Raw genomic sequence first — 23,586 nt, forward strand, 5'->3', positions numbered from 1 at the left:
CGCCTGCTCGACGACCTTCGAGCGTCCGTGGGCGATGATCCCGCCGAGTGGATGGCGCCGCTCCTGGAGCAGGCATGAGCATCGCCGCCTGTCCTTCCCTGTCCACCGGCGACGCGTTCCTCTCGACGCTGCTGCGTCACATCGACTGTCAGGCGCAGACGATCGGCGCGACGGGCTATCAAGCGCTGGCCGACCCGGGCTCGTCCCTGGCGGCCGTATTGACCGGGGTGCTGACCATCTTCGTCGCACTCTTCGGCTTTCGTATGATCCTCGGCCAGGCGCCGACCCTGCGCGACGGCGTCATGGCGGTGATCAAGATCGGCGTGGTGCTGACCCTCGCCACCAGCTGGGGCGCCTACCGGACGGTTGTCTACGACGTGGTGGTCGATGGCCCGTCGCAGCTCAGCGCCGCCATCGCTGGACCTGCCGTCTTGCCAGGCGCCGAGGGCGACCTCATCGGCCGTCTTCAGGCGGCGGATAGCGCGATCATCCGCCTGACCAATCTGGGGACCGGGCGTGAGGAGGCCGCGTCCCGGCCGCTTCCCGGCCGGACGGGTCCGAACCAGCCTCCCGACCGCACCCCGCTTCCCGACGATCCTGCGCTCGGCTGGGCGCGCGTGCTGTTCCTTTCGGGTGTGGTCGCCGCCGTCGCCACGGTCCGGGTGACCGCCGGCGTTCTGCTCGCTCTGGCGCCGCTCATGGCGGGCCTGTTGTTGTTCGACTTCGCGCGCAGCATGTTCGCCGGATGGGCGCGCGCGCTGATGTTCACCGTGTTGGCCTCGATCGCCGTCACCATCATGCTCGGCATCGAGCTGGCTCTGCTGGAGCCCTGGTTGGCTTATGTCCTGCAACTGCGCGAGGCCAAGATTCTGACCGCCTCGGCCCCCGTCGAACTGCTGATCCTGTGTCTGGCGTTCGCCCTGGCCTTGTTCGGCTCATTGGCGATCCTGTTGCGCCTGGCGTTCACGGTCCATCTTTCGCTCAGCCTGCCTCGTCTGCCGTTGCTCGACCGCGAACGGGAAGAGCGCCTTGTGATGGCTCCGGATCAGCCCGCCGCCCATCCGTCGCCGTCCCGCGCCCTGGCCGTTGCGGACGCCCTGCGCGCCTCGCAAAGCCGCGATCGGACGAGTCCCGGGCCGGCGTATAGCGGATCCATCATCCGGCCCCTCGCCCCCCAACGTGCCGCCGCCGGCGGCGCCGACGCGTTCGCCGCTCCGTCCTTCGGACAATCCCTGCGCCGTAGCAGGCCGAGGAAGTCGCTCGGGGCCGCACTTCGGGATCGTCGCACATGAAGAAATCAAGCCGCGAGGCCCTCAACGCCTACTACCGTGAAGCGGGAAGCTGGGCATCGGACAGAATCGGGGCCCTTCAGGCTTCCCGTCGCCTCGCCTGGATCGTGGCGATCACGGCGGTCGCCGTCGCTGTGGTCGAAGCTCTGGCGCTCGTCATCCTCATGCCGCTGAAGACCGTGGTGCCGTACACCCTGCTGGTCGACCGTACGACGGGCTTCGTCCAGGCGCTTAAGCCGCTCGAACCAAACCAGATCACGCCCGACCGGGCGCTGGTTCAGTCGATGCTCGTGCAGTACGTGATCGCCCGCGAAAGCTTCGACATCGCGACCCTCCAGGCCAACTACCAGAAGGTCGGCCTGTGGTCGGCGGACAAGGCGCGGGACGAGTATCTCAACCTGATGCAGCCCTCCAATCTCGATAGCCCGCTGATCCGGTATCCCCGGAGCGCGGTGGTCGAGACCCGGGTGAAAAGCGTTTCACGGCTGGACGAACAGTCCGCACTGGTGCGCTATGAGACGGTCCGTCGCGACGAAGGCGCCCAGGCCATGCCGGCGCAGCACTGGGTCGCCATCATCCGGTATCGCTTCTCCGGCGAGCCCATGTCCGCGGAAGACCGGTTCCTGAACCCCTTGGGCTTCCAGGTCGTGGAGTACCAACAGGACCCGGAGGCCTTGCCACAGGCTGATGCCGTGGCCGCGGTTGACGCCACGGATCCGCTGGCTCTTGAGGTCGACGGACCCGTGACGGTCTATCCCGCGGATGAAGCGCCGTGAGACCTCTGATCCTCATTCTGTCGCTGCTGGCGGGGCCGGCCTGGTCGCAGACCCTGCCGGGTCCGGCCGACACCCGTCTTCAGACGATCCAGTACGACGCCGGCAAAGTCGTGCGCCTGAACGTGGCGACCAATTTCCAGCTGACGGTGATCTTCGACCCGGCCGAGCGGGTGGAGAATGTCGCGATCGGCAACAGCGACACCTGGCAGGCGACCGTCAACAAGCGGGGCGACACGCTCTTCCTCAAGCCGCTCCGGCAGGATGGCGCGACGAACATGACGGTCATTACCGATGCGAGGATCTATAATTTCGAACTGACATCGAGCTACGGCCCGACGGCCGACTCGCCGTTCACGGTCCGGTTTCTGTATGGCGACGCGCCGCCCGAGGCTCCGACCGCTCCGGCTGCACAACCGGGCGTCGGTCGATACAGACTTAGCGGGACCCGCGCCTTGCGGCCTCTGACCATAACCGACGATGGTGTTCGCACGTATGTGGAGTGGCGGCCGGAACAGCCGTTACCCGCCGTCTTCGCCATCGATGAAAGGGGTGACGCCACGCTGGTGGACGGCCATGTCCGGGACGGCCAGTACGTCATCGACGCGGTCTACCGGACGCTCGTGTTTCGTCTTGACGGCCAAAGCGCGCGCGCCCGGCGCAATGCCGTGAGGAACCGCCAGTGAACCCGGGCGCTGGCAAGCCTCGCCCCATGGCGAAGGCGGTGGATATCCGCCCCGTCGTCGCCCGCGATCACGGCCAGGCGCCCGCGTGGCTGATGATCGGCGTCATTCTCCTCGGAGGCGTTCTCCTGTTCGTCGTCCTGGATGGCCAAAGGCGGGCCCCCACTGCGCCGACCACCCAGGTGAGGACGGTCGACTCGCTACAAGGCCTGTCGGCGCTGCCGCCGCTCTACATCACCCCTGAGCCTCCACCGCCTCCGCCCCCGCCGCTTGCACCGGCGGAACTGGTCACGCCGCCACCGCCGCCCCCGCCGCAATATGTTCCGCAGCCTCAGCCGCCTCCCTATGTGCCACCGCCTCCCTACGTGCCGCCCCAACCCGCCCCAGCGCCGCCCATAACCTCAGGGGGACCGGCGCTGGTCTTCGACACGACAGTGGCGGCCGAAGCGAGCGCCGGCAGCGCCGCCGCCGCCGTTGCAGCCCGGCTCAGCCGGCCTTCGACGACAGTCCCGCAGGGCACCCTGATTCCCGCCGTACTTGAGACGGCGCTCGACTCGACCCGGCCGGGACACGTGCGGGCTATCGTGTCTCGCGATGTGAGGGGGTTCGACGGCAGCCAGGTGCTGATTCCGCGCGGGACCCGGGCGTTCGGCGAATACCAGGCGGACATGTCCGCTGGCCAGGACCGGGCGCTGGTGCAATGGACGCGTCTTGTGCGGCCCGACGGCGTCACCATCGCGATCGCCTCTCCGGCGGCCGACCTTGAAGGCCGCGCGGGGATCGAGGGACGGGTCGACAGTCATTTCCTCGAGCGGTTCGGAGGCTCGCTGCTGCGATCGATCCTGACCGTCGGGACCAGTCTGGCAGGTCAGAAGATCGGCGGTGACGGCTCCGTGATCATCTTCCCCGGAGGGATGCAAGGCGCCGAAGCGCTGACGGCCAATACTGGCCCGCGTCCCACGCTCCGGGTCGACGCAGGGGCCCGGGTGACGGTGTTCGTCGCCCGGGACCTGGAGTTCCCGCCGAGCGAGTCTGGCCGGTGAGAGACGGCCACTCCGAGGGTCAGGTCTATCTCCGGAGCTATCTGGCGCCGTTCGCCGAAATTCTCGGGCGGTCCGACGTGACGGACGTCTACGTCAACAAGCCCGGCGAACTCTGGGCCGAGACGCTCGGAGGAACGATCGAACATCACCACGTGGCGGGTCTCGACAGCACCGTCCTCGCCCGGCTCGCGGGTCAGATCGCCGCCTATACCCATCAGGGCGTCAATCGCGAGCATCCCATCCTGTCCGCAACGCTACCGGGCGGCGAACGTGTTCAGGTCATCGTCCCGCCGGCGACGCGAGGCGATCTGGCCCTGGCCATCCGTAAGCATGTGTCGTCGGATCTTGGTCTGTCCGACTACGTGGCAGCCGGGGCTTTCGAGAACGTCCACCGTGGCGGTGGGCGCGTTCAGGGTGATATCGACACGCAGCTCCAAGCGCTTCTGGAAGCCGACGATCTCGCAGGCCTGTTGGCCACCGCGGCTAAAAGCCGTCGCAACATCCTTGTCTCTGGCGGGACCTCCACCGGCAAGACGACCTTCCTCAATGCCCTGATCCGCGAGATCCCGCCAGAAGAACGCCTGATCTTCATGGAGGACACCCCCGAGCTGCACATTCGTCACCGCAATGCGATCGGCCTCCTCGCTGCCCGTAGCGCCCTTGGAGAAGCGGCGGTAACCGCGGAGGATCTGTTGAACGCATCGCTGCGAATGCGCCCGGACAGGATCATCCTTGGCGAGTTGCGAGGGCCGGAGGCCTATACGTTTCTTCGGGCGGTCAACACCGGGCACCCGGGATCGATGACAACCGTTCACGCGGACAGCCCCGAACGCGCCGTCGAACAGATCGCCCTGCTTGTCCTGCAGGGTGGTACACGGCTCCGACGAGAGGACGTTCTTCACTATGTTCGTTCAACGATCGACGTCTTCGTTCAGCTAACCCGGGTCGCAGGACGCAGGAGCATCTCCGAGATCCGGCTGCGGTCCATGAGCCCGCGGCAGGCGGAGAAAGCGGCGCTGGACTGACCGCACCGCCCACCGGCTTTCTGTATATTTATCAATAGCTGAGCCGCATCGCGGCAACCAAGGCCACCTATACGGCCTCGTTCAACGGAGATGACTCGCCATTGATGGGGCCACCTCCATCTGGCGTCAGATCTGCGCCAGAAGCGGACACTGGCCTGGGCACGAGACGCGGACCTTCTGCGGATCGCGGACGGAGCGTCCGTTTTCGACGGCGGTCGTCGTGATACGGCTTCAGGATGCACGGCTGTGAGCCGGTGAGCCAAGGCCTCATCGACATCACCCGCCGCGGCGCTGGACGCCGGTGGGGTGTCGGGCTCGGGCGGCTGAGGACAGACCGGCGGCGAATTCCCTGACGGCGCTCAGCTGGCTTTCCCCACCGGCGCGGGCCATGCCGCGCCTCAGGAACTGTCGGACACCAGGACGGCGCCGAACAAGGGCGGCAGGGTCAGCCGCATCGTCGGGCCGGCAATGATCCGTTCCCCGGTGAGGGCGTCAACATAGGCGCGACCGCGCAACGCCGGCGGCAAGTCGATCTCGACCGTCCGCTCCGACTCCGCGTTGTTCACAGCGACCAGGGCGACCTCGTCCTCCAGCGTCCGCGGCGCGACCACTACATGCGTGTCCGTGTGGAGCGGCGCCCCCAAAACGCCAAGAGCCAGGATCGGGTGCTGGCGCCGAAGCGCCATGAGCCGGCGCATCTCGGCGTACATCGTCATGTCCGGATCGCCACCCGCGTCAGCCCAGGGGAAGGTGCGGCGGTTGTCGGGATCCTCACCGCCCGTCACGCCGACCTCGTCCCCATAGAAGATGGTCGGGGCTCCGGGCCAGGCGACCTGCATCAGCACCGCCAGGCGATAGCGGCGACGCGCCTGCGCCCTCGCCGCCGGATCGTCTCCCCTATCCCCCAACAGCCACAGGCTCCGGGCCGTGTCGTGTGTGGACAACAGGTTCATCGACGCGCGCCAGGCCTGCGGGGGATAGAGCTCGCGCATCAGCTCGATGTTGCGGTAGGCGGCAGCGACGTTGCTTCCGGAGGCGATGTTCAGCGCCGTGTCGCGGAAGATGTAATTCATCGTCGCGTCGAAGGTGTCGCCCAGGAAGTATTTGGACGCGTCGAACCAGGTTTCCGCGATGGTCACGGCGTCGGGATTGTGGACCTTCACCGCCCGACGCCATTCCCGCCAGAAATCGTCCGACACCCACGGCGCGACGTCCATCCGCCAACCGGCGGCGCCGCGATCGAGCCACAGGCGCGTCACCGAATCCGGAGCGCCATAGGCGAACGACCGGAAAGACAGCGACTCCTCGTTCAGTTCCGGCAGGTCCCGCGCACCGGTCCAGCCGCTGTAGCGGTCGTCCGGGTCGGCCCGGGCGGGGTCGAGACGGTACCAGTCGGCGTACGGACTGTCGGCCCGCACCTCGCCCCCCTCAAGCGCACCGATACCCGGGTGTTTGGCGAAGCGATCGAAATAGAGGCTGTCGCGGCCGGAGTGGTTGAACGAGGCGTCCACCACCACTCGGATGCCGCGCCGGGCGGCTTCGCGCGTCAGCCGCTCGAAATCGGCGTTGGCGCCGAAGGCCGGGTCGACGTTCCGATAATCGGCGGTGTCATATTTGTGGTTGCTGGCGGCTGTGAAGATCGGCGTCATGTAGAGCGCGGTCGCGCCCAGCGCGGCGATATGATCGAGCTTCTCGATGATCCCGGCCAGGTCGCCGCCGAAGAAGTCGTTGCTGCCGCTGTTGTCCGAGCCATCGCCCGAACCAGGTCGAAACGGCCGGGCGTTCCAATCGGCGTGCGTTTCAACCGACCCGTTCTGGAAGGTGTTTGGACCCGGCCTCGGGTCATTGGAGGCGTCGCCGTTCCGGAACCGCTCGGGGAAGAGATAGTACCAGACCGCCTGCTGCGCCCACTCGGGCACCACATAGTCACGAGAGGTTACGGTCAGCCGGAATCGCCGCACCGCGCCTGAATCCAGGGGTGCGTCCGACGCGACGCCCAGCCCGTTGCCGCCCCGTTCGCGGGTCCAGTACATTGGCGCGCTGTTATTCTGATAGACGAACCGGCGTCCACCGATCTCCACGTCGAACCAGTAGCCGTACACACCCGGCGCAGCGAACACGTACCGGCCGGACCAGCGGCCGTCCGCGTCGCGGACCAGCGGCACACGTTCCAGTTCGTCGTAGGCCAGGATCTCCTGATTGCCCTCGAGACGGCGCCGGTCGATCACCAGCGTCGCCCGATCAGCGTCCGGTGCGTCGAGGGCGAACGCCACCTCTCCGCCGGCGGTGACGGGACCGAACGGCGCCTTGTAGGTCACGTCGCGGCTGTCGTGTCGCAACGATTGCGCGCGGGAATCCGAAGGCGGCTCGACCCGGGGTGTCGCCTGCGCCACCGTCAGCACCGAGCGGCCGTCCCCAAACTGAAGGCGAAGCGTGCTCCAGCCGTCGAACCGAAAGCGCAGATTGTCCGAACCGCCTTCGTCCGCGCGCGCCGTGGGTATCGAGGATCCTTCGGGTTCCGACCCCCGTGACGCCCCGAAGGTGGAGAGGTTGGTCCAGTCGGCGTCGGCGATCTTGAAGTCCTGGGCGCCCTGGAGCTCGGCGGTGACGACGTAGGCGTCGCAATCCCACCGCATGGCGTATTCGTCCACGGCGGCCCAGCCGCTCATGGCCCCGCGCAGGTAGAGCCGTGTGTCGCCCAACGGCGGAGCGCCGCACCGGCCGACCGACTCGCCCGCGACGCCGGCGCAGCCCGCGAGCACGCTGCAGGAGACCGCCAGCGCCGCGACCGCCGCGCCTCTCCCGGCCCGTCCGCAGCGATGTAGCCGGCTCGATGGTTCGCGGGGTGTTCGGTGCGCGCGTTCGACACGCCCTTCAGCCGTCCCCGATCCAACCCCGCCAGTCGCCATGCGTCGGTCTCCGCGCTGTTTGATTTCTGCAAGTTTTCACAAGAATGGACATTGCGCCACCGCGAGCGCGCCACAGAGCAAGTCTGGCGCAATGCTGACGCGCTCATCTGGCTCAGCTTGTTGTGCAAAACGCTGCAAAATCGAACGCCGGCGGGACAGTCTCGATCGGCGAGGCGATCGCGAATGCAGAGTCTGAGCGCCTCAACCGGCGGCGCCCGATCCATTCGCCACCGAGGCCTGACGGGCGCGCCGACGTCCAGTCAGGGCGATGCCCGGGGACAAGCCACCCCCCCTTATGCGCTCGCGTCCCTGTGTTCAGGCGATGTCACGGGCAGATCCTTGTACGCCCACAGGGCGCCACCCAGGAGCCTGTCCTGGCGCTGGCATATCGCGGGGCCAGTGATGAACGGCACCCGAAGGCCCAGCGCCGTATCGCACTCAGCACGAGTGCGGATGTTGGTGACGCCGGTCCAGATCTGACGCCGCTTGAACTCGTTGGCCCGGGCGCCGAAGCGGCGAAGCGCCGCCAGGCGGACATCGGACCGGGCTGTGGGAAGCGAGAGGGTGACGCTGCGCACCGCCCGGGTGGACAACTGAAGGACCTCGAAGCCGGGATCGAAAGTCTGCAGATCGATCGCCGAGAAATGCTCGTCGAGGGTGTCGTGGACGACTCTGAGCGCCTGGTACGACATCACCCGTGGGACATCGTAGACGGCGGCGGCGAGACTCGGGCGGGCGGAGAAGGGCAGGCAGTGGAGCAACTCGGCATATCCGGAGCGCATCGTCGGCCGCATGAGCTTCGAGAAGCTCACCGGAAGGTAGAGCGGGGCTCGCAGTCCCCTCTGACCGATGTGACGCAGCGCCGCGAGGACGCAGCCGTTGTCGAACTCGACCGCGTCGGACGGAAGATGAGGCTCGCCCTCGACCAGGCTGGCATGGCGCTCGGCATCGCCTGGCGTGCAGCTGAGGACATCGCCCACGAACAGCTCCCGTCCGGCGAAATAGATACCCTGGACCGCCTCATCGACTGGTGGGGGAAGGTCAAGCGGGAGCAGCATGGGCTGCGAGAGCGATGGGGGCACGGGACTAAGAGCGCCGTCCGGACCGATCCGGCTCAGGCGCCCTTCTTTCGGCAAGTTCCGGTCGCTGGACAGGAGATCGCGAACGTCCGCGTCCGAAAGAGCAGCAAATTCCTCGATCGCTTCCGCCGGCCCCTCGAACAACAGGAGCGTCAAGGCTTCGCTGGCGGCGGTGCCGAACAGGCGTACTTCCAGTTCATCGGACAGTCGGGCGAGTTCCGCCGTGTCCAGCCGGTCGGCTCGCGGATCCGCCAGCAGATAGCAGTAGTGGCTGAGCGCCGAGGAGGTGCGAGGCCAGCACCAGCGGACTTCGAGGAAGGCGTTCGCGTACTTCGCCACCAAGGGGCCAAGAGCCTCGACGGGGACCTCGGTCCGATTGGCGTCCAGAGACACTCGCAAGCAAGCCGTTGCCGTCATGGGACCTCCGGCGCCACGAGTTGTCAGGAGAGGCGAGCGCCGCTCCCTTCCCCTATCCCCGGGACCGCTTCGATCTGGTGAAGATTATGCGTGAATGCCCATTAGGGCCTGAGCCGCACCGAAAACCGCCCGCCGCCAACCGGTCACCGCCCTCCACCCGCTGCTGACGTTCAGGGGGGATCCGGGCTGGTCCATCACCTGCGCAAATACTTCACGGTGGCGGAGCACTCGCAGTCCTGCCGCTCGAGGCGCCGTTGCATGCTTCCGTCAAAGGCCTCGCGGTAACGGGCCGCAGGGCCCCGGAGCGCGGGCCCGCTCATTTGCGAACGACGAGGGCGCCCCCTCCGCAGGCCTCGATGCGGCACGTTGCAGACATCCACGGACCCTGGCGGGAGGCCTTCCGGGTCTACAGCCCCAGGGCCACGCGAATATCGCGCCAGTCGATGAACTTGAAGTTCTGCGTTCCGGCGTCGTTGACGTCGTCCTGGACGACCACCACGCCTTCCGGAAAGGCGTCGCCGACGGGGCCGCCGAGGGCGTCCAGCCCGTCGGTTCCGGTGACGCGGTCGACCGCGCCGGCGTCGACCACGAACCGGCCGCTGTACACCGGCTGCGGGCCGTCGATGCGCCAGACCGGGAAGGTCGAATCGCCCTGGCTGGAGCCGATCAGATAGCGGGCGGCGCCATCCTCTATGATGGTCAGTCCCTCGGCGTCGGCCACGAGGACTCCGGGGGCGACCGGCTGGACCAGAGTGCGGGCCGCGCCGGCGGATGGGTCGAGCCGGTAGCGCCAGACCCCGATGTTCTCCTCGGCGATGTAGAGGGCGTCGGTGGCCTCGTCGGCGGCGCAGCCTTCAGAGATCGTGCCGATGTCGAAGTGGCGGACCTCGCGCGCGGCGGGGCGGCCGGCGGCGTCGGCGGTCAGGACGAACTGGCGGACCTCGCCCTCGTGCCCGACAAGGATGGCGTGCACCTCGGCGCCGCGCCGGGCGAAGCAGAAGCCGTAGGGCTCGACCACGTCGGAGGTGACGGCGCCCCACGGGCGTACGCCGGTCCCGGCCGCGGGGTCGAAGAGATAGAGGGCGACCCCGGTCTTGCCGGGGGTCCGATCGCTGGCGCCCAGCACCACCTGTGGCCGGCCACCGAGGGCGAGCCCCTCGGTCAGGTCGACATTGTTCAGCAGGCCTTCGGGCAGGAACTGCAGCACGGCGCCGTCGAGGCCGTAAATGTAGAGGCCGGCCTTCTTGTCGGTGCCGGCGACAAAGCCGCGCGTCGACACGCCGCCGATCCGCACCGGAACGGCTGAGGCCCAGATGGCCGGATCGTCGGCCGCATCCTGCCCCGCCGTGCCGACGGAGGGGGTTTCGAGCCGCGCCTGCACGGCCACGCCTTCACCGACGAAACCCTCGCCCTCGCCCGGATAGTCGACCTCGTGGGTCGCGCAGGCGGCGAGCAAGCCGGTGGAGGTGGCGATGGCGGTCAGGGTCCGGAGGATCATGGCGCGTCCGTAAGGCTTGTCCCAGCGGGCCAGATCACGCGACTCCCGACGCGTCAACGCAGGCTCGATGACGATACCGCGTCGGTTTGGTGACCCATCGTCCGTTGCGGGAGCAAGCGTCGCTGGAGCATCGGAAAAGCGCCAACGCGGGTTCGCCAAAGCGTCGTGGGGGCGTCGCCGGCACAGCCTAGCTGGGCGTCAGAACCGGCGGCCGCGGGGCCGATCGGGCTTCGGGGATGCCTGCCATGAAACTCAAACTGCTGCTCGGCGCCGCCTTGGCGCCGCTCGCCCTCGCTGGAACCGTCTGCGCCCAGGAGGTCGCCGGTCCGGTCGAGGCCACGGCCATCGAGGACGTTATCGTCAACGGTGAGATCGTGTTTCGCAACCGGACCACGGACGAGAACCCGATCCTGTCGTACGACCTCGAATACTTCCAGCGCTTCGAGCCGGTGTCGGTCGGCGAAATGCTGAAGCGCGTGCCGGGCGTGACCTTCACCTCGGACGTGCTGGAGTTCGACGGCGTGTCGATGCGCGGCCTGCCGCCCGGCTACACCAACATCCTGATCAACGGCCGCCGCGCGCCAGGTGGAGAGGACGACGGCGCCTTCCTGGTCGACCGCATCCCGGCCGAACTGGTCGAACGCATCGAGATCATCCGCAGCCCCCGCGCCGACCAGCCGTCGGACGGCGTCGCCGGCGCGATCAACGTCGTGCTCAAGGAGGGCGCGCAGCTTGAGGGCGGCGCCGTTCGCGCCGGCCTGCTCGTCAACGGCGACGGTGAGGTGCGCGGCTCCGGCTCGATCTCGTGGGCGGGCAATACCGAGAACACCTCGCTCTGGGCCGCCCTCAACTACCAGGGCCGGCGCAATCCGAAGGAGAAGCGGTCGGAGCGCTACGACGACGACCCCGCCAACGGCGGCGTGCTGGACAACATCGAGTTGCAGGGCGACACCCGCGACGGCGAGGACCTGTCGGCCAACGCCGAATACACCGTGCGCCTCGACCGCGGCCGCCTGCGCTTCAACGGTCTGGCGGTCGACACCTCCCGGGACGAGGATGAGACGTCCCTGACCTTCGTGGACAACGGATCAGGCGTGTTCGACGAACTGGAGGAAACCGAGGTCCAGGCCGAACGGATCAGCCAGCAGACCTACGCCCTCGGGATCGACGGCGAATTCGACGCCGGTCCGGGCGAACTGGACTTCAAACTGGGCTGGTCGGGTTTCCGCGACGAAACCACGACCCGCATCGACGCCGCCGACGCCGGCGATCCTCTGGAGCTGGACGAGTACGTCGAGCTGGGCATCACCGACGACGAATACGAGGCCGGCGTCGCCATCACCTTCGGGCGGGAGGCCCTGCGCCTGAAGGCCGGGGTGGACTATCTGGTCAAGGAGCGCGATGCGGCCGAGATCGAGTTCGACATCGACAACGGCATGGTCGACGATCCCGATCCTGCCCCGGGGGCGATCTACACCGTCGAGGAGACGCGCTGGGAGCCGTTCGTGCGGCTGACCGCAGAACTCGGTCCGAACCTGACGGTCGACGCCGGCCTGCGCTACGAATCGAACGAGCGCGACGTGACCAGCGACCTCGGCACGGTCTCGGCCGACGCCGACGAGCTGTTCCCGTCGCTGCACCTGACGTGGCGGCCGACGGCGGCGGACCAATTCCGGGCCTCCTTCGCCCGCACGCAGCGCCGTCCCGACTACAGCCTCCTCGCGCCCTACATCGCCGATGAGGAGCCGGCGGACGAGGACGCCCTGCGCGGCAACCCGCTGCTGGAGAGCGAAAAGGCCAACGGTATCGATGTCGGATACGAGCACCGCATCGGCTCGCGCGGTGTGTTCGGCTTCAACATCTTTTATCGCGAGATCGACGACCTGATCGAACTGGTCGACACCGGCGCGGAGGTCGACGAGAACGGCGGTCCGGTCGATCCCGGCGACGACGCCTACAATCTGATCGAGCCCCGCAACATCGGCGACGGGACCACCTGGGGTGTCGAGATCGACCTGTCGGCGCCGCTGGACTTGATCGGCCTGCCGGAGACCGGCGTGTTCGCCAACTACACCTGGCTGGACAGCCAGGTCGTCGACCCGTTCACTGGTGTCGAGCGGCGGTTCCGCAACCAGCCGCAGAACGTCTGGAACGTCGGCTTCATCCAGAACCTGCCGGCTTGGGACGTCAGCTTCGGGGCCAGCCTGTACGGCCGCGACGAGGGCTATGAATCCGGCCTCGATGAGCTGGTCAAGGTCGAGTACGACCAGGATCTGGAGGCCTTCGTCGAGAAGCGCTTCGGCGATCGGTTCGTGGTTCGCCTGTCGGCCCAGAACCTGCTCGACAAGGAGAAGCGCGAGACGTTCATGAAGTACGACGGCGACTCGATCGAGGAGATCCTCGACAACCGCGCCAACGGCGACCTGGACGAATACGAGCTGGAGAGCGAGCGCTCGGGCGTCCTGTACCAGGTCACCTTGCGCGCGGCGTTCTGACGGGACGCCAGCAACCTGACGGGCCGAGGGGGCGGTTCAGAACGCCCCCTCGACCTGCAGCGAGGCGTCGGCGTTCTCGATCACGCCAAGGCTGGAGGGCCGTACGCCGTGCGTGGTTTCGAGGGCGGCCAGCCAACCGAAAACGGCGGCGGCCGGGGCATTGGCCGTGCTGAAGCCGAGACGGCCCGAGGCATCCATACCGGTGATGATCTGAAGCCCCGCCGCCTCCGCCGTCTGCCGGACGACCGGCTCCAGACCCTGCAGGTCGTTCGCACGCGCCCCCCCGGCGGCCGCCGGCGCCAGGCGGTTCAGGGCGGCGCGGACCTCGGCGAGGTCGGTTTCGGCGCGCGCCCGGTCGCGGGCCGCCTCGTCCCGCCAGCCGGTCACCGGGCGGACCACCCCCAGCCACAGGACCACCACCGCCACGAGCAGGGTCATCGCCGCCAGCATCCGCTGCTCACGGCGCGTGCGGCCGTCCCAAGCCTGATGAAGTTGCGCGAAAATCCGGTTCATGGGCGCGCTCCGATGCTGATGTCGCTGACCACGCGGCCGGCGTCCTCGAGGGTGGCTGTGACCGTCACGGCCATACCGATGTCGGCCATCCGGCGGGTGATCTCCTCCATGTCCGACCAGGTGGGGTGGCTGAGCGTGGCCTTCACGCCGTCGTCCGGCGTGGCGACGAGCGCGTCGATCTCGGCCCCCTCGACAGCCTCGACAGCGGTGAACAGCGCGGCCGCGGCGGCCGTCACGCCGCCGGGCGGCGGAGCCGAGGTGGCCCGGCGGCGAAGGGCGGCGACCGGGTCCGCCTCCCGCGCCAGATCGGGCGCCGCAGCGGCGACCGCCGCGACAGCATCAGTCCTGAGTCTGCGCGCACCCATGTCGTCGCGGGCGGCCACGGCGGCGGTCAGCATCAGGGGCGAGACGAGGACGGCGGCGGCCAACCCGGTCGCCCGGCGCCAGCCGACCCGCGCCCCGGTCCGGTCACGCGCGCCGGCGTCGAGCAGATTGATGACCGGCGACCGCGCGGCGGTCACCAGCGCCCGTTCGACTTCGAAGGAATCCCGGACGGAGATCACCCGCCGCTCGCCGACAACCATGTCGACGAGGTCGGGCTGGACCGTGGCCGCGAAGCGCCGCCCCCGCAGCGCCACGCTGTCGCCGAACGTCACCGCCGTCACCCCGTCCTCGTCGTCAGGCTCGGCGAGGGTCAGCATGTCCGGCACGATGACGTCGGCGCGAACACCCAGCGCCTCGAGATAGCCCGACCACGCCTGCAGAAGTCCCTGACCGACCACGGCGACCAGACGCGGCTGATCGGGGCCGACGGGCGGGCCGACGACCGTCGCCACCCGATCAGAGGTGGCGGCCAGTTCGTCACGCAGCCGCCACGCCGCCGCGGCGCGGAGCTGGGCCGCGCCGCCCGGCGGCAAATCATCCAGCCAGTGAACGGAAACGTCGGCGCCGGGGCAGACGGCGACTGTGCGCATCGGTGCGGGCCGTTCGACGGCGTCGGGCGCCAGCTGGCCCCGGTGGAGCACGCCGCCGTCAGGGGCGACGATCATGAATGGCGCCGGCTGGCCGGCGAGCGCGGGGATGAGGACGAGGCGGATCGGTTTCATTCTTCAGGAGTCCAGCGCTGGATGACAGTCCGCACCGCGCCGTCTGGCTGTGCGTGCAGGAGGGCGGTGCGGACGGCGCGCCCGCCGCCGTAGTCGACCTCGATGCGGAGGTTGAAATAGCGGGTCAGGACGGCAGCCTGTTCGCGCGCCTCCGCCGGGATCTCGACCGCGGCCATCGCGGGCTGGGCCCAGAAGGCGGCGGCATCGGGCCAACCGTCCCGCGGCCGGCGCGAAATCACGGCGCGCGCGCTCTCGCGGCCCAGGGCGTTGTTGGTCAGCATCATCAGCAGCGGGGCCTGCTCCGGCGTCAGGGTGTTGACGTTCAGCGGTGACGGGCGGCTGGTCGGCAGGGCGCAGACGTACGGGCGCAGGCGGCGGTAGAGATCGGCGTCGACGCCCTTGACCGCGCGCAGCTCGCTGACTTCGGCCAGCAGAACGCCGCCCGTGCGATACGGCGTCGCCAGACCCGCATAGGCGCCGTCCTCGGCCCCCAACGGCCGCGAGACGCCGTCCGCGTCCAGCCAGTCCGTGAGAGCGTCGGCCACGGCGCGCATACGGCTCTCGGGCGCGCCGACGGCCCGGCCGAGAGCGAGGAACTGCGCCGTCCCGAGCGGACGCGCCATCAGGTCTTCGCCGACGCCCTCGACCAGGCTGTTCAGGTTGAAGCAGGCCTGGCCGTCGGTGACCACCGCGCTGATCGAGCCGTCCTCGAGGGGAAACTCCAGCTGGCGGCCGTTCCACTCCGGCTGCAGCGGCGTGCGGGCTGGGCCGGCGGCGAGCAGGCGCGCGACCTGGCGACGGGCCAGAGCCTCGGCGCCGGAAGCGTACCACTGGGCTTGGGCCTGGATCTCCGCGTTGGTCGCGCGGCGGACGGAGAACCGCACGTCGTCGAGCACGGCGACGGCGACCACCGACATCACCGCGACCAGCAGCAGAACCGTCAGCAGCGCCATGCCCTCGCGGCCATCGGTTCGCGACGCCGGCCGCATCAGCCGCCTCCCACGAGGAAAAGCTGCTCGACCGGGCCGTAGCCATCCAGCGTCATCCTGACCCGCACCGCGTCCGGCAGGGGCCGTTCGGACGTGGTGATATAGGCGGGCGCCTCCTGCCCGTCCTTGATGAAGGCCACGGTGAGGTCGCGCACTCCACGGTACAGGACCTGCGGCGGACCCGGCCGCGCGCCGTCCAGATGGGTCGAGACCCGCCGCTCCAGCCGATCCTCCGCCAGCCGGTATTCGACCCGCTGCAGCGAGGGGCGGGGCTGTTCGCCCGGGTTGGTCCAGCCGGCCCGGGTCAGGACCAGCACCGGATCGCCGGGCGCGGCCGGACCGCCCATCGGCAGGGGCATTGGACGGCCGGCGGGCCCGCGCGAGCGCCGCGCCGCCGCCTGACCCAGATCGGCCTTCAGCAGGCTGCGCATCCGCTGCAGGTCCGCGGTCCGGTCCGAGGCAGCCTTGATGGCGAAACGGTTGTCGATCGACAGGCTGAGCACCGTCGCCCCCGCCGCGGCGATCAGGGCAAAGACGAGCAGCGAGACGAGCACCTCGACGAGGGTGAAGCCGGCGTGGGAACCGGTCATGGCCGCGCCCGGAACAGCACGCGGTCGGCGGCCCGCCCCTCGTCGGTCGCCACCGCGATATCGATGCGCAGCAGGCCGGCCTCGACGCCTCGCACCGACCGGCTCCAGCGCCACTGGCGGCCCGCCAGCGGGACCACGCCGCCGGTTTCGCCTTCGGCGAGGCGGGGATCGATCATCGCCTCCACCGCCAGATTCTCGGCGACCACGCCGCCCAGCGTCCGCGTCTCCACCCGGGCGGCGGAGCGGGTGCTCTCTCCCGACAGGTTGAGCAGGGCCATGGCGGCGAGGCTAAACACGGCCAGGGCGACCAGCAGTTCGATCAGGGTGAAGCCGGAGCGATCAGCCATCGATGATCACCTCTCCCGCGCCGTCGACGGCGATGCGGGAGGCGCGCCCCTCGCGGCTGAGCGTGACGGTGGCAGGCTCAGCGACGCCGGTGGGGTCGAACACCAGCCGGACCGGCCCGGCGGGCGACACGGACACTCCCTCGCTCCACGCCTCCGGTCCGAACGGGCCGTCGGTCAGAGGTGACCATTCGACGCCGTCGAAGGTCGAGAAGGCATAGCCCGCGGCCGTCGCCTCGACCGCCACCGGCCGGTTCGACAGCACCGCCTCCTCCCGCGCGCGGGACAGGCGGGCGGCGAAGCGCTCGGCGTCTTCCGAAATGGAGGGTCGCGGATCGGGGACCGACAGCACGACGGCGCCCGCCGCCAGCCCGATGATGGCCACCGTCATCAGCAGCTCGACCAAGGTGAAACCCGCTCTTGCCTGTGCGCTATCGCGCCGCGCGCGGCGCGGCGCTGCTTGAGCGCGATCCCGAACCGCGCTCAGGCAGTGAGCGACCGCGTCGCGAGCGGTAGCGCCGCTAGGCCTGCCAGTTGCCGAGGTCGGCGTCATTGCCCTCGCCCCCTTCGCGACCGTCCGCCCCGTACGAGAAGACGTCGAACTGGCCGCCGTGCGCGCCGGGCCGGCGGTACAGATAGGGATTGCCCCAAGGATCCTCGGGCAGGCGGCGGACGTAGCCGCCCTGGCGATAGCGCTCGGGCCGGGCGAGGCCAGCGGGGGCGGAGACAAGCGCCTGCAGGTCGTCGGGGAAGGCCAGATTGTCGAGGCGGTAGGTTTCGATGGCCTGCTCCAGCACCGAGATGTCGGCCCGCGCCTTGCCCACCATGGCCCTGTCCTGGCTGGGCAGAACGTTGATGGCGACCACGGTGGCCAGCAGACCAATGATGACGATGACCACCATCAGTTCGACCAGGGTGAACCCCGCTCGTTTTTGGGCGCTATCGCGTTGCGCGCGGCGCAACGCTGCTTGAGCGCGGACGCGCCAGGTCGTCCTCAAGAAGTGAGCCGCCGCGCGGCGGGCGTCAGGACCAGGAGACATGTTCAACTTCCTCACCCCATGGCCAGGGTGTTGATCTGAAGGATGGGCAGGAGGATCGAGAGGACGATCATGGCGACCACGCCGCCCATGACGACGATGATGGCGGGCTCGAGGAGGCTCAGCATAACGGCCGTGAAGGTCGAGAACTCGCGCTCGAGATAGTCGGCGGCGCGCTCCAGCATCGGCTCAAGCCGGCCGCTGCTCTCGCCCGAGGCGGTCATGTAGACGAGGATCGGCGGAAAGACGTCGGCCCGGCGCATGGCGGCGGACAAGCTTCCGCCCTCGCGCACGGCGCCGGCCATGGTTTCGGTGGCGGCGCGCAGGGCCCGGTTGGACACGGTGCGGGCGGTGATGGTCAGGCCTTCGAGCACCGGCAGGCCCGCCGCGATCATGGTCGCCAGCGTCCGCGCCATCTTCGCGCCGTGCAGGTCGCGGATCAGGCGGCCGACCAGCGGCAGGCGGAGCAGGGCCGTGTCAGCCCGGAGCCGGATCGCGGGATTGCGCAGGGCGACGGCGCCGGCAAGCACCACCAGCATTACGGCCAGACCCGCCAGCCAGCCCCAGTCGCGCATCAGGTCCGAGACGCCGATGACCAGACGCGTCAGCAACGGCAGGGTCTGGTTCATGCTGTCGAACTGGTCGACCACCTTCGGCACCACGAAGGTCATCAGGGCGCCGATGACGCCGAGCGCCACCACCGCCAGCACGGCCGGATAGACCAGCGCCGTGATCACCTTGCCGCGTACCGTCTGGTCCCGCTCCAGGCCGTCGGCGAGGCGCTGCAGGATCGGCTCCAGCGCGCCCGAGGTCTCGCCGGCCGAAACCATGGCCCGGTAGAGCGGCGGGAAGGCCTGACTCTGCAACGCCATGGCGTCCGAGAGCCGGCGGCCCTCCATGACCCCGCCATGGACGCCCTCCAGAACCCGGCGTACTGCCGGGCGGTCGGCCTGCACGGCGATGGTGCGCAGCGCCTCCTCGATGGGCGCGACCGAGACGAGGGTGGAGAGCTGGCGGGTTGTCAGGGCCAGGGTCCTGGCGTTGAGCTTGCCGCCCTTGCCCCCCGCGGGACGGCCCGTCTGCCCGACGGCGGCGCGCGCCGGCTTGATCTCCAGCGGCATCAGCTTCCGCCGCTTGAGCTGGGCTCGCGCCACGTTCTCGTCAGCGGCGTTCAGGGCACCCGTAAGGGTGCGTCCGCCGGCATCCACCGCCACATAGTCGAACGCCGCCATCAAGCCGCCGCCTCGCTGGCGAGCATCTCGCCGTGCGGCGCCGCGGTCTCCCGCCGCGTGACCCGCACCGCTTCCTCGACCGAGGTCAGGCCACCAAGGACGAAGGCGCGGGCCCGCTGGGACAAGGTGTCCATGCGTTCGAAGGCCACCGCGTTGATGGCGTCCTCATCGGCCTCGGCGGCGATCAGGCGGCGGACGCGGTCGTCAACCGCTATGACCTCGTACAGGCCGACGCGCCCCACATAGCCGGTCTGGTGACAGCGGTCGCAGCCCTGGGCGCGCCAGACCGGCTCACCCGGCTTGACGCCGATCAGCCGCGCCGTGGCGCGATCCGCCGGCTCCGACCGGCGGCAGGCGGCGCACAGCCGCCGCACCAGCCTCTGGGCCACGATCAGACGCAGCGTCGAAGCCAGCAGGAAGGGCTCGACCCCCATGTCGCGCAGCCGGGTTATGGCCCCGGCGGCGTCGTTGGTGTGCACCGTCGACAGCACCAGGTGGCCCGTCAGCGAAGCCTGCACGGCGATGCTCGCCGTCTCCACGTCGCGGATCTCGCCGACCATGACCACGTCGGGGTCCTGACGCAGGATGGCGCGCAGCCCGGCGGCGAAGGTCATGCCGACCTTGGCGTTGACCTGGGTCTGACCGACTCCGTCGATGGCGTATTCGACCGGGTCCTCGACGGTGAGGATGTTGCGGGTCGAGTCGTTCAGCAGCGACAGGCCGGCGTAGAGCGAGGTGGTCTTGCCCGACCCGGTGGGTCCGGTGACCAGGATGATGCCGTTGGGCTCGCGCAAGGCGGAGCGGAAGGCGTCCAGCGTCTCGCCGGTCATGCCCAACTGGTCCAGGGTCAGCTCGGCGTGGTCCTTATCAAGGATGCGCAGCACCACCCGTTCGCCGGCGCGCGACGGCAGGGTCGAGACGCGGACATCCAGCGTCTTGCCGCCCAGGGCCAGCGGGATGCGGCCGTCCTGCGGCACCCGCTTTTCGGCGATATCGAGCCGGGCCATGACCTTGATCCGAGACACCAGCAACGGAGTGATCCGGGGGTTCAGCGACAAGGCCTCGCGCAGCACGCCGTCGACGCGCATGCGCACGGTCAGAGCGCTTTCGAACGGCTCCAGATGGATGTCGGAGGCGCCGATCCGCACGGCCTCGGCGATGATGCCGTTGATCAGTCGGATGACGGGGGCGTCGTCGACGGTGTCGAGCAGGTCGGCGGCGGCGGGTATGTCGTCGATCAGGCTGTCCAGTCCGGACGGCACGTCCAGATCGTCGTCCGCGGCGCTCAGGTGATCGCCGGCATAGACTTGCGACAGGCGCCGGTCGAACTCGGCCTGGCCCAGCCATTCGACCCGCAGAGATCGCCCGACGGCCCGGCGGGTCTCGACCAAGGCCGTCGGGTCGGCCCCCTCGCGCAGCCCTACAAGGGCGATCTCTCCGGCGTCCAGCAGGATGACGCCGTGCCGTTTGGCGAAGCCGTAGGGCAGCGTCGGATTGACGGGGGTGATCATGCCGTCCTCACTCCTGCGACGACGGCAGGGGCGGCGGCAGCGGCGAGATCGTCACCTCGCCGACGGGCGCGGCGACGGTGTTCGCGGGCGCGGCCGGGGGCTGGGTCCGCATGTAGTCGCGCAGCATTTCGTCGAGGCCGGGCTCGACGCCGGGGGCATTGTTCAGCTGTTGCTGGCGCATATAGCCCCAGCGGTCGGCGCTCAACGCCTGCGCCTCGGCCGGCGAGCGGATGATCGTCGGGCGGATGAAGACCATCAGATTGGTCCGCCCGCGCTGCCGGCTGGTGGAGCGGAACAGACCGCCCACGACCGGCAGGTCGCCGAAGCCCGGCACCTTGTCGACCGACAGGCGGTCGTTCTGGTCCAGCAGGCCGCCGGCCACTGCGATATCGCCGTCGTCGACCACCAGCGTGGTCTCCAGCTCGCGCTTGTTCAGCACCAGGTCGCTGGCCGAGTTGGTCAGCACGCCGTTGATGCTGGACACCTCCTGACGCAGGAACAAGGTGATCGAGCCGCCGGCGTTGATCTGGGGCCGGACGATCAGCTTGACGCCGATATCCTGGCGCTGGGTCGTGCGGAACGGGTTGGAGTTGCCGTCCAGCAGGGTCTCGCCGGTGGTGATCGGCACCTCCTGCCCCACGAGGATGGTCGCCTCCTCATTGTCCAGCGTCATCAGCGACGGGGTCTGCAGCAGGTTGGAGCCGTCGTCGGTCTTGGCGGCGTTGATGATGAAACCGAACAGGCCGTCGCCGATCCGTCCGCCGCCGCCGCCGACAAAACCGTTGGCGCCCAGAAGGCTGTTCAGCGCCAGCTCCTGCAGTTGCTCGCGCAGCGGGTCGTCCTCGTCGAGCTGGCCCGCCGCCGCGCCGCCGGCAATGGGGACCAACGGTGAAGCGCGATCCGAATAGTTGGTCAGGCCGATCGGGTTGCCGTCCTCGCCGGCCAGCAGCCACTGCACGCCCAGTTCGCGCACGGCGTTGTCGGACAGTTCGACGACGATGGCCTCGATCAACACCTGCTGGCGGCGCTGGTCGAGCTGGCGGATGACCTCGGCCAGCATGCGCTGGGTGTCGCCCGAGGCCGAGATGACCAGGGCGTTGGCGCCGGGGAAGCGAGCGATGGTGGCGCGCTGGCCGGGAACCGGCGCAGCCACGGGCGCAACGGCCGCCGACGCCGCATCGACCTCGCCGGCCCGCCCGGCCCCTGGCGTCGCAGTGGCGCCGGCCGCGGTGGGCGGCTGGCCGACGATCTGCTGAAGCACCGGCAGCAGCGCCTCGGCGTTGGCGTGCTGCAGGAAGATGACATTGACGTCGTCTGCGGACTCGGCGCGGCGGTCGAGGTCCTCGATCAGCGGCCGCACCCGCGCCACGGCCGACGGATCGCCGCGCAGCACGACCGAGTTCGAGCTTTCGACGGGCGTGACCGAGACCATTCCCTGCCCTGGCTGACCGCCGGGCGGCGCGAGCACGCTCTGCAGGACGGCGGCGATCTCGTGCGCCGAGGAGTTCTCCAGCGTCACCACCTCGAAGCCGGTGCGGTCGACGTCGATACGGCCGATCAGGGCCCGTATGCGCGCCAGATTGTCAGCGAAATCGGCGACGACGACGCTGTTGGCGCCGGCGTTGGGCAGCACCTGTCCCTGCGGGCCGACGAGGGGACGGATGGTCTCGGCGGCCGAGGCGGCGTCGATGTTGCGGAGCTGGAAGACCTCGGTCGCGAACCGCTCGGAGCCGACCGTCGCCGGACCCTGCGCGGCGCCCAGGGCCGGGCTGATGCGGTAGGCGCCCGAGCTGGTCGGCGTCACCACCAGACCGTTAGCGCGCAAGGTCGACAGAAAGACCTCGAACAGTTCGGCGCGCGACAGCGGCCGGTCGCTGGTCACCGTCACGGCGCCGGTCACCGCCGGATCGACGATGAAGGTGCGGCCGGTCGAGCGGGCCACGTCCTGAATGAAGGCGCGGATGTCGGCGCCCTGAACATTGAGGGTCTGGCGCTCGCCGGACTGGGCCAGGGCGGGCGCTGCGGCGAGCGGGCCCTCCACGCTCAGGAGAGCCGCGAGGGAAACGCCGAGGACGCTGCGGATCGATCGCTTCAACGGCCTGTCCTTATGGTGGTGGTCTGAACCGCGCCGTCCCGCTCGAAGCGGATTTCGGCGCTGGCGCTGCCGGAAAGCTGGCCGCGCAGGGCGGCGAGGCGGTCGAGACGGTCGAGCGGCTGTCCGTTGACCGCCAGGATCACGTCGCCGGGTTGCAGTCCCGCCGCGAGGAGTGCGGCGCCGTTCCCGTTCGAGGAGACGGTGAAGCCGTTGACCCCGATCCCCTGCATGCGGGGACGCAGCGACGCCTCGGTCATCAGCCGGACGGGATCGACCTGGACCGGCGCGGGCGCGCTCGCCGGTGCGGGCGTCATGGTCTGCGGTACGGGCGGTGGCGGTGGCGGGGGCGCCGCGCCGACCGGAAGGTCGCTGAAGATCAGGCGGCTCAGCGAGCTCCCGCGCGCCAGCACGACGTGGTCGGCGCCCACCGACTGTAGGACGAGGCCGGGCTCGACGGCTTCCCCCACGGCCACGGACAATTGACGGCCGTCGGCCAGACCGATGATGGCCGAGCCGCCGCCTGCGCCGTCCGAGCGCACGCCGAACAGCCGCATCTGGCTGCTGCCCGCGGCGGTGTCCTCGGCGAGGCTGCTCTGCCCGCCGGTGCGGAAGAAGGCGTCGAAGCGCCGGAAGACGGAGTAGTCGACCGGCTTGACCTCCGGTCGCGTCACCGGGGCGGCCGGGGCGTCGACCGGCTCGACGGCGATCCAGACCAGCCGCCCCAGCTGCACGATCAGCAACAGGGCCAGGGCCGCCTCCACGGCGCTCCGGACCCGGTCCGGGCGGGCGGCGACAGCCTCGCGGACTCCCGTGCTCCAGTTGCGAATTGCGCCGATCACGATCGCAGGCCCCGACGGGCCTCGACGGCCCGAAAGCGTCCTAGACCAATCGTCCGTGCCCGGGCTTCACGGGGCGATGACGGTGCGGAGAACTTGCGGTGACGGTTAGGGCGGGTGCG

The 23,586-nt window shown here is 69.5% G+C and carries 20 protein-coding genes; 6 read left to right on the forward strand and 14 right to left on the reverse strand.

The window, feature by feature from the left end; genetic code table 11:
• Nucleotides 1-74 precede the first annotated feature (74 nt).
• The 5 genes from VEC04_RS09890 to virB11 are packed head-to-tail and all read left to right on the forward strand — an operon-like array spanning nt 75 to nt 4,813.
• A complete protein-coding gene (locus VEC04_RS09890; RefSeq protein ID WP_324776331.1) occupies nt 75-1,292 on the forward strand; it encodes a type IV secretion system protein in 1,218 nt (405 codons plus the stop codon).
• Complete coding sequence (locus VEC04_RS09895) at nt 1,289-2,065, forward strand: virB8 family protein (RefSeq protein WP_324776333.1); 777 nt, start codon at nt 1,289-1,291, stop codon at nt 2,063-2,065. Before VEC04_RS09890 ends, VEC04_RS09895 begins: the two co-directional genes overlap by 4 nt.
• Nucleotides 2,062-2,748 carry a TrbG/VirB9 family P-type conjugative transfer protein gene (locus VEC04_RS09900; RefSeq protein WP_324776335.1) on the forward strand — a complete coding sequence of 229 codons (687 nt, stop codon included), beginning with the start codon at nt 2,062-2,064 and terminating at the stop codon, nt 2,746-2,748. The genes VEC04_RS09895 and VEC04_RS09900 overlap by 4 nt, the downstream gene beginning before the upstream one ends.
• 26 nt (nt 2,749-2,774) lie before the next feature.
• Entirely contained in the window at nt 2,775-3,788 is a 1,014-nt protein-coding gene (locus VEC04_RS09905) for a TrbI/VirB10 family protein (RefSeq protein WP_324776337.1), read from the forward strand.
• Nucleotides 3,785-4,813, forward strand: coding sequence for a P-type DNA transfer ATPase VirB11 (virB11, locus tag VEC04_RS09910; protein ID WP_324776338.1), 1,029 nt, complete (start codon nt 3,785-3,787; stop codon nt 4,811-4,813). Before VEC04_RS09905 ends, virB11 begins: the two co-directional genes overlap by 4 nt.
• Before the next feature lie 398 nt (nt 4,814-5,211).
• Here the strand turns inward: virB11 and VEC04_RS09915 are convergent, their stop codons facing one another.
• The 3 genes from VEC04_RS09915 to VEC04_RS09925 all read right to left on the reverse strand — a co-directional run bounded on the left by VEC04_RS09915 (nt 5,212) and on the right by VEC04_RS09925 (nt 10,716).
• Nucleotides 5,212-7,515 carry an alpha-amylase family glycosyl hydrolase gene (locus VEC04_RS09915; RefSeq protein WP_324776340.1) on the reverse strand — a complete coding sequence of 768 codons (2,304 nt, stop codon included), beginning with the start codon at nt 7,513-7,515 and terminating at the stop codon, nt 5,212-5,214.
• A gap of 500 nt (nt 7,516-8,015) precedes the next feature.
• Entirely contained in the window at nt 8,016-9,140 is a 1,125-nt protein-coding gene (locus tag VEC04_RS09920) for a hypothetical protein (protein ID WP_324776342.1), read from the reverse strand.
• A gap of 484 nt (nt 9,141-9,624) precedes the next feature.
• On the reverse strand, nt 9,625-10,716 hold the full coding sequence (locus tag VEC04_RS09925; RefSeq protein ID WP_324776344.1) for a phytase: 1,092 nt from the start codon (nt 10,714-10,716) through the stop codon (nt 9,625-9,627).
• Nucleotides 10,717-10,961: 245 nt separating this feature from the next.
• Here VEC04_RS09925 and VEC04_RS09930 point away from each other — a divergent pair, with 245 nt between their 5' ends.
• Nucleotides 10,962-13,211 (forward strand): TonB-dependent receptor plug domain-containing protein, encoded by a 2,250-nt coding sequence (locus VEC04_RS09930; RefSeq protein ID WP_324776346.1) that lies wholly within the window; start codon nt 10,962-10,964, stop codon nt 13,209-13,211.
• Between the two features lie 36 nt (nt 13,212-13,247).
• Here VEC04_RS09930 and gspM read toward each other — a convergent pair whose 3' ends face one another.
• From gspM to VEC04_RS09985, 11 genes are all read right to left on the reverse strand, one after another.
• Nucleotides 13,248-13,724 carry a type II secretion system protein GspM gene (gene gspM / locus VEC04_RS09935; RefSeq protein WP_324776348.1) on the reverse strand — a complete coding sequence of 159 codons (477 nt, stop codon included), beginning with the start codon at nt 13,722-13,724 and terminating at the stop codon, nt 13,248-13,250.
• Nucleotides 13,721-14,830 (reverse strand): type II secretion system protein GspL, encoded by a 1,110-nt coding sequence (gene gspL / locus VEC04_RS09940; RefSeq protein ID WP_324776350.1) that lies wholly within the window; start codon nt 14,828-14,830, stop codon nt 13,721-13,723. The genes gspM and gspL overlap by 4 nt, the downstream gene beginning before the upstream one ends.
• Complete coding sequence (gspK, locus tag VEC04_RS09945; protein WP_324776351.1) at nt 14,827-15,819, reverse strand: type II secretion system minor pseudopilin GspK; 993 nt, start codon at nt 15,817-15,819, stop codon at nt 14,827-14,829. The genes gspL and gspK overlap by 4 nt, the downstream gene beginning before the upstream one ends.
• Nucleotides 15,819-16,409 (reverse strand): type II secretion system minor pseudopilin GspJ, encoded by a 591-nt coding sequence (gene gspJ / locus VEC04_RS09950; RefSeq protein ID WP_324776353.1) that lies wholly within the window; start codon nt 16,407-16,409, stop codon nt 15,819-15,821. Before gspJ ends, gspK begins: the two co-directional genes overlap by 1 nt.
• Complete coding sequence (gspI, locus tag VEC04_RS09955) at nt 16,406-16,756, reverse strand: type II secretion system minor pseudopilin GspI (RefSeq protein WP_324776355.1); 351 nt, start codon at nt 16,754-16,756, stop codon at nt 16,406-16,408. The genes gspJ and gspI overlap by 4 nt, the downstream gene beginning before the upstream one ends.
• A complete protein-coding gene (locus VEC04_RS09960) occupies nt 16,749-17,306 on the reverse strand; it encodes a GspH/FimT family pseudopilin (RefSeq protein ID WP_349255594.1) in 558 nt (185 codons plus the stop codon). Before VEC04_RS09960 ends, gspI begins: the two co-directional genes overlap by 8 nt.
• The gene (gspG, locus tag VEC04_RS09965) at nt 17,275-17,715 is read right to left on the reverse strand and encodes a type II secretion system major pseudopilin GspG (RefSeq protein WP_324776359.1); all 441 of its coding nucleotides are present in this window, start codon (nt 17,713-17,715) and stop codon (nt 17,275-17,277) included. The genes VEC04_RS09960 and gspG overlap by 32 nt, the downstream gene beginning before the upstream one ends.
• Before the next feature lie 89 nt (nt 17,716-17,804).
• Complete coding sequence (gene gspF, locus VEC04_RS09970; RefSeq protein WP_324776361.1) at nt 17,805-19,022, reverse strand: type II secretion system inner membrane protein GspF; 1,218 nt, start codon at nt 19,020-19,022, stop codon at nt 17,805-17,807.
• Nucleotides 19,022-20,533, reverse strand: a complete 1,512-nt coding sequence (gene gspE / locus VEC04_RS09975) for a type II secretion system ATPase GspE (protein ID WP_324776362.1) — start codon at nt 20,531-20,533, stop codon at nt 19,022-19,024. The genes gspF and gspE overlap by 1 nt, the downstream gene beginning before the upstream one ends.
• A 7-nt stretch (nt 20,534-20,540) precedes the next feature.
• Nucleotides 20,541-22,628 (reverse strand): type II secretion system secretin GspD, encoded by a 2,088-nt coding sequence (gspD, locus tag VEC04_RS09980; RefSeq protein WP_324776364.1) that lies wholly within the window; start codon nt 22,626-22,628, stop codon nt 20,541-20,543.
• Nucleotides 22,625-23,467, reverse strand: coding sequence for a type II secretion system protein N (locus VEC04_RS09985; protein WP_324776366.1), 843 nt, complete (start codon nt 23,465-23,467; stop codon nt 22,625-22,627). Before VEC04_RS09985 ends, gspD begins: the two co-directional genes overlap by 4 nt.
• Nucleotides 23,468-23,586: the final 119 nt, after the last annotated feature.

It is taken from the genome of Brevundimonas sp. (assembly GCF_035626535.1).
Classification (GTDB): Bacteria; Pseudomonadota; Alphaproteobacteria; order Caulobacterales; family Caulobacteraceae; genus Brevundimonas.

What these genes read in the sequence shown, in the direction of transcription:
- VEC04_RS09890 (WP_324776331.1), top strand. Translation starts at nt 75, where the DNA reads ATGAGCATCGCCGCCTGTCCTTCCCTGTCCACCGGCGACGCGTTCCTC.
- VEC04_RS09895 (WP_324776333.1), top strand. Translation starts at nt 1,289, where the DNA reads ATGAAGAAATCAAGCCGCGAGGCCCTCAACGCCTACTACCGTGAAGCG.
- VEC04_RS09905 (WP_324776337.1), top strand. Translation starts at nt 2,775, where the DNA reads ATGGCGAAGGCGGTGGATATCCGCCCCGTCGTCGCCCGCGATCACGGC.
- VEC04_RS09925 (WP_324776344.1), bottom strand. Translation starts at nt 10,716, where the DNA reads ATGATCCTCCGGACCCTGACCGCCATCGCCACCTCCACCGGCTTGCTC.
- VEC04_RS09930 (WP_324776346.1), top strand. Translation starts at nt 10,962, where the DNA reads ATGAAACTCAAACTGCTGCTCGGCGCCGCCTTGGCGCCGCTCGCCCTC.
- gspM (WP_324776348.1), bottom strand. Translation starts at nt 13,724, where the DNA reads ATGAACCGGATTTTCGCGCAACTTCATCAGGCTTGGGACGGCCGCACG.
- gspL (WP_324776350.1), bottom strand. Translation starts at nt 14,830, where the DNA reads ATGAAACCGATCCGCCTCGTCCTCATCCCCGCGCTCGCCGGCCAGCCG.
- gspK (WP_324776351.1), bottom strand. Translation starts at nt 15,819, where the DNA reads ATGCGGCCGGCGTCGCGAACCGATGGCCGCGAGGGCATGGCGCTGCTG.
- gspJ (WP_324776353.1), bottom strand. Translation starts at nt 16,409, where the DNA reads ATGACCGGTTCCCACGCCGGCTTCACCCTCGTCGAGGTGCTCGTCTCG.
- gspI (WP_324776355.1), bottom strand. Translation starts at nt 16,756, where the DNA reads ATGGCTGATCGCTCCGGCTTCACCCTGATCGAACTGCTGGTCGCCCTG.
- VEC04_RS09960 (WP_349255594.1), bottom strand. Translation starts at nt 17,306, where the DNA reads ATGACGCCGACCTCGGCAACTGGCAGGCCTAGCGGCGCTACCGCTCGC.
- gspF (WP_324776361.1), bottom strand. Translation starts at nt 19,022, where the DNA reads ATGGCGGCGTTCGACTATGTGGCGGTGGATGCCGGCGGACGCACCCTT.
- gspE (WP_324776362.1), bottom strand. Translation starts at nt 20,533, where the DNA reads ATGATCACCCCCGTCAATCCGACGCTGCCCTACGGCTTCGCCAAACGG.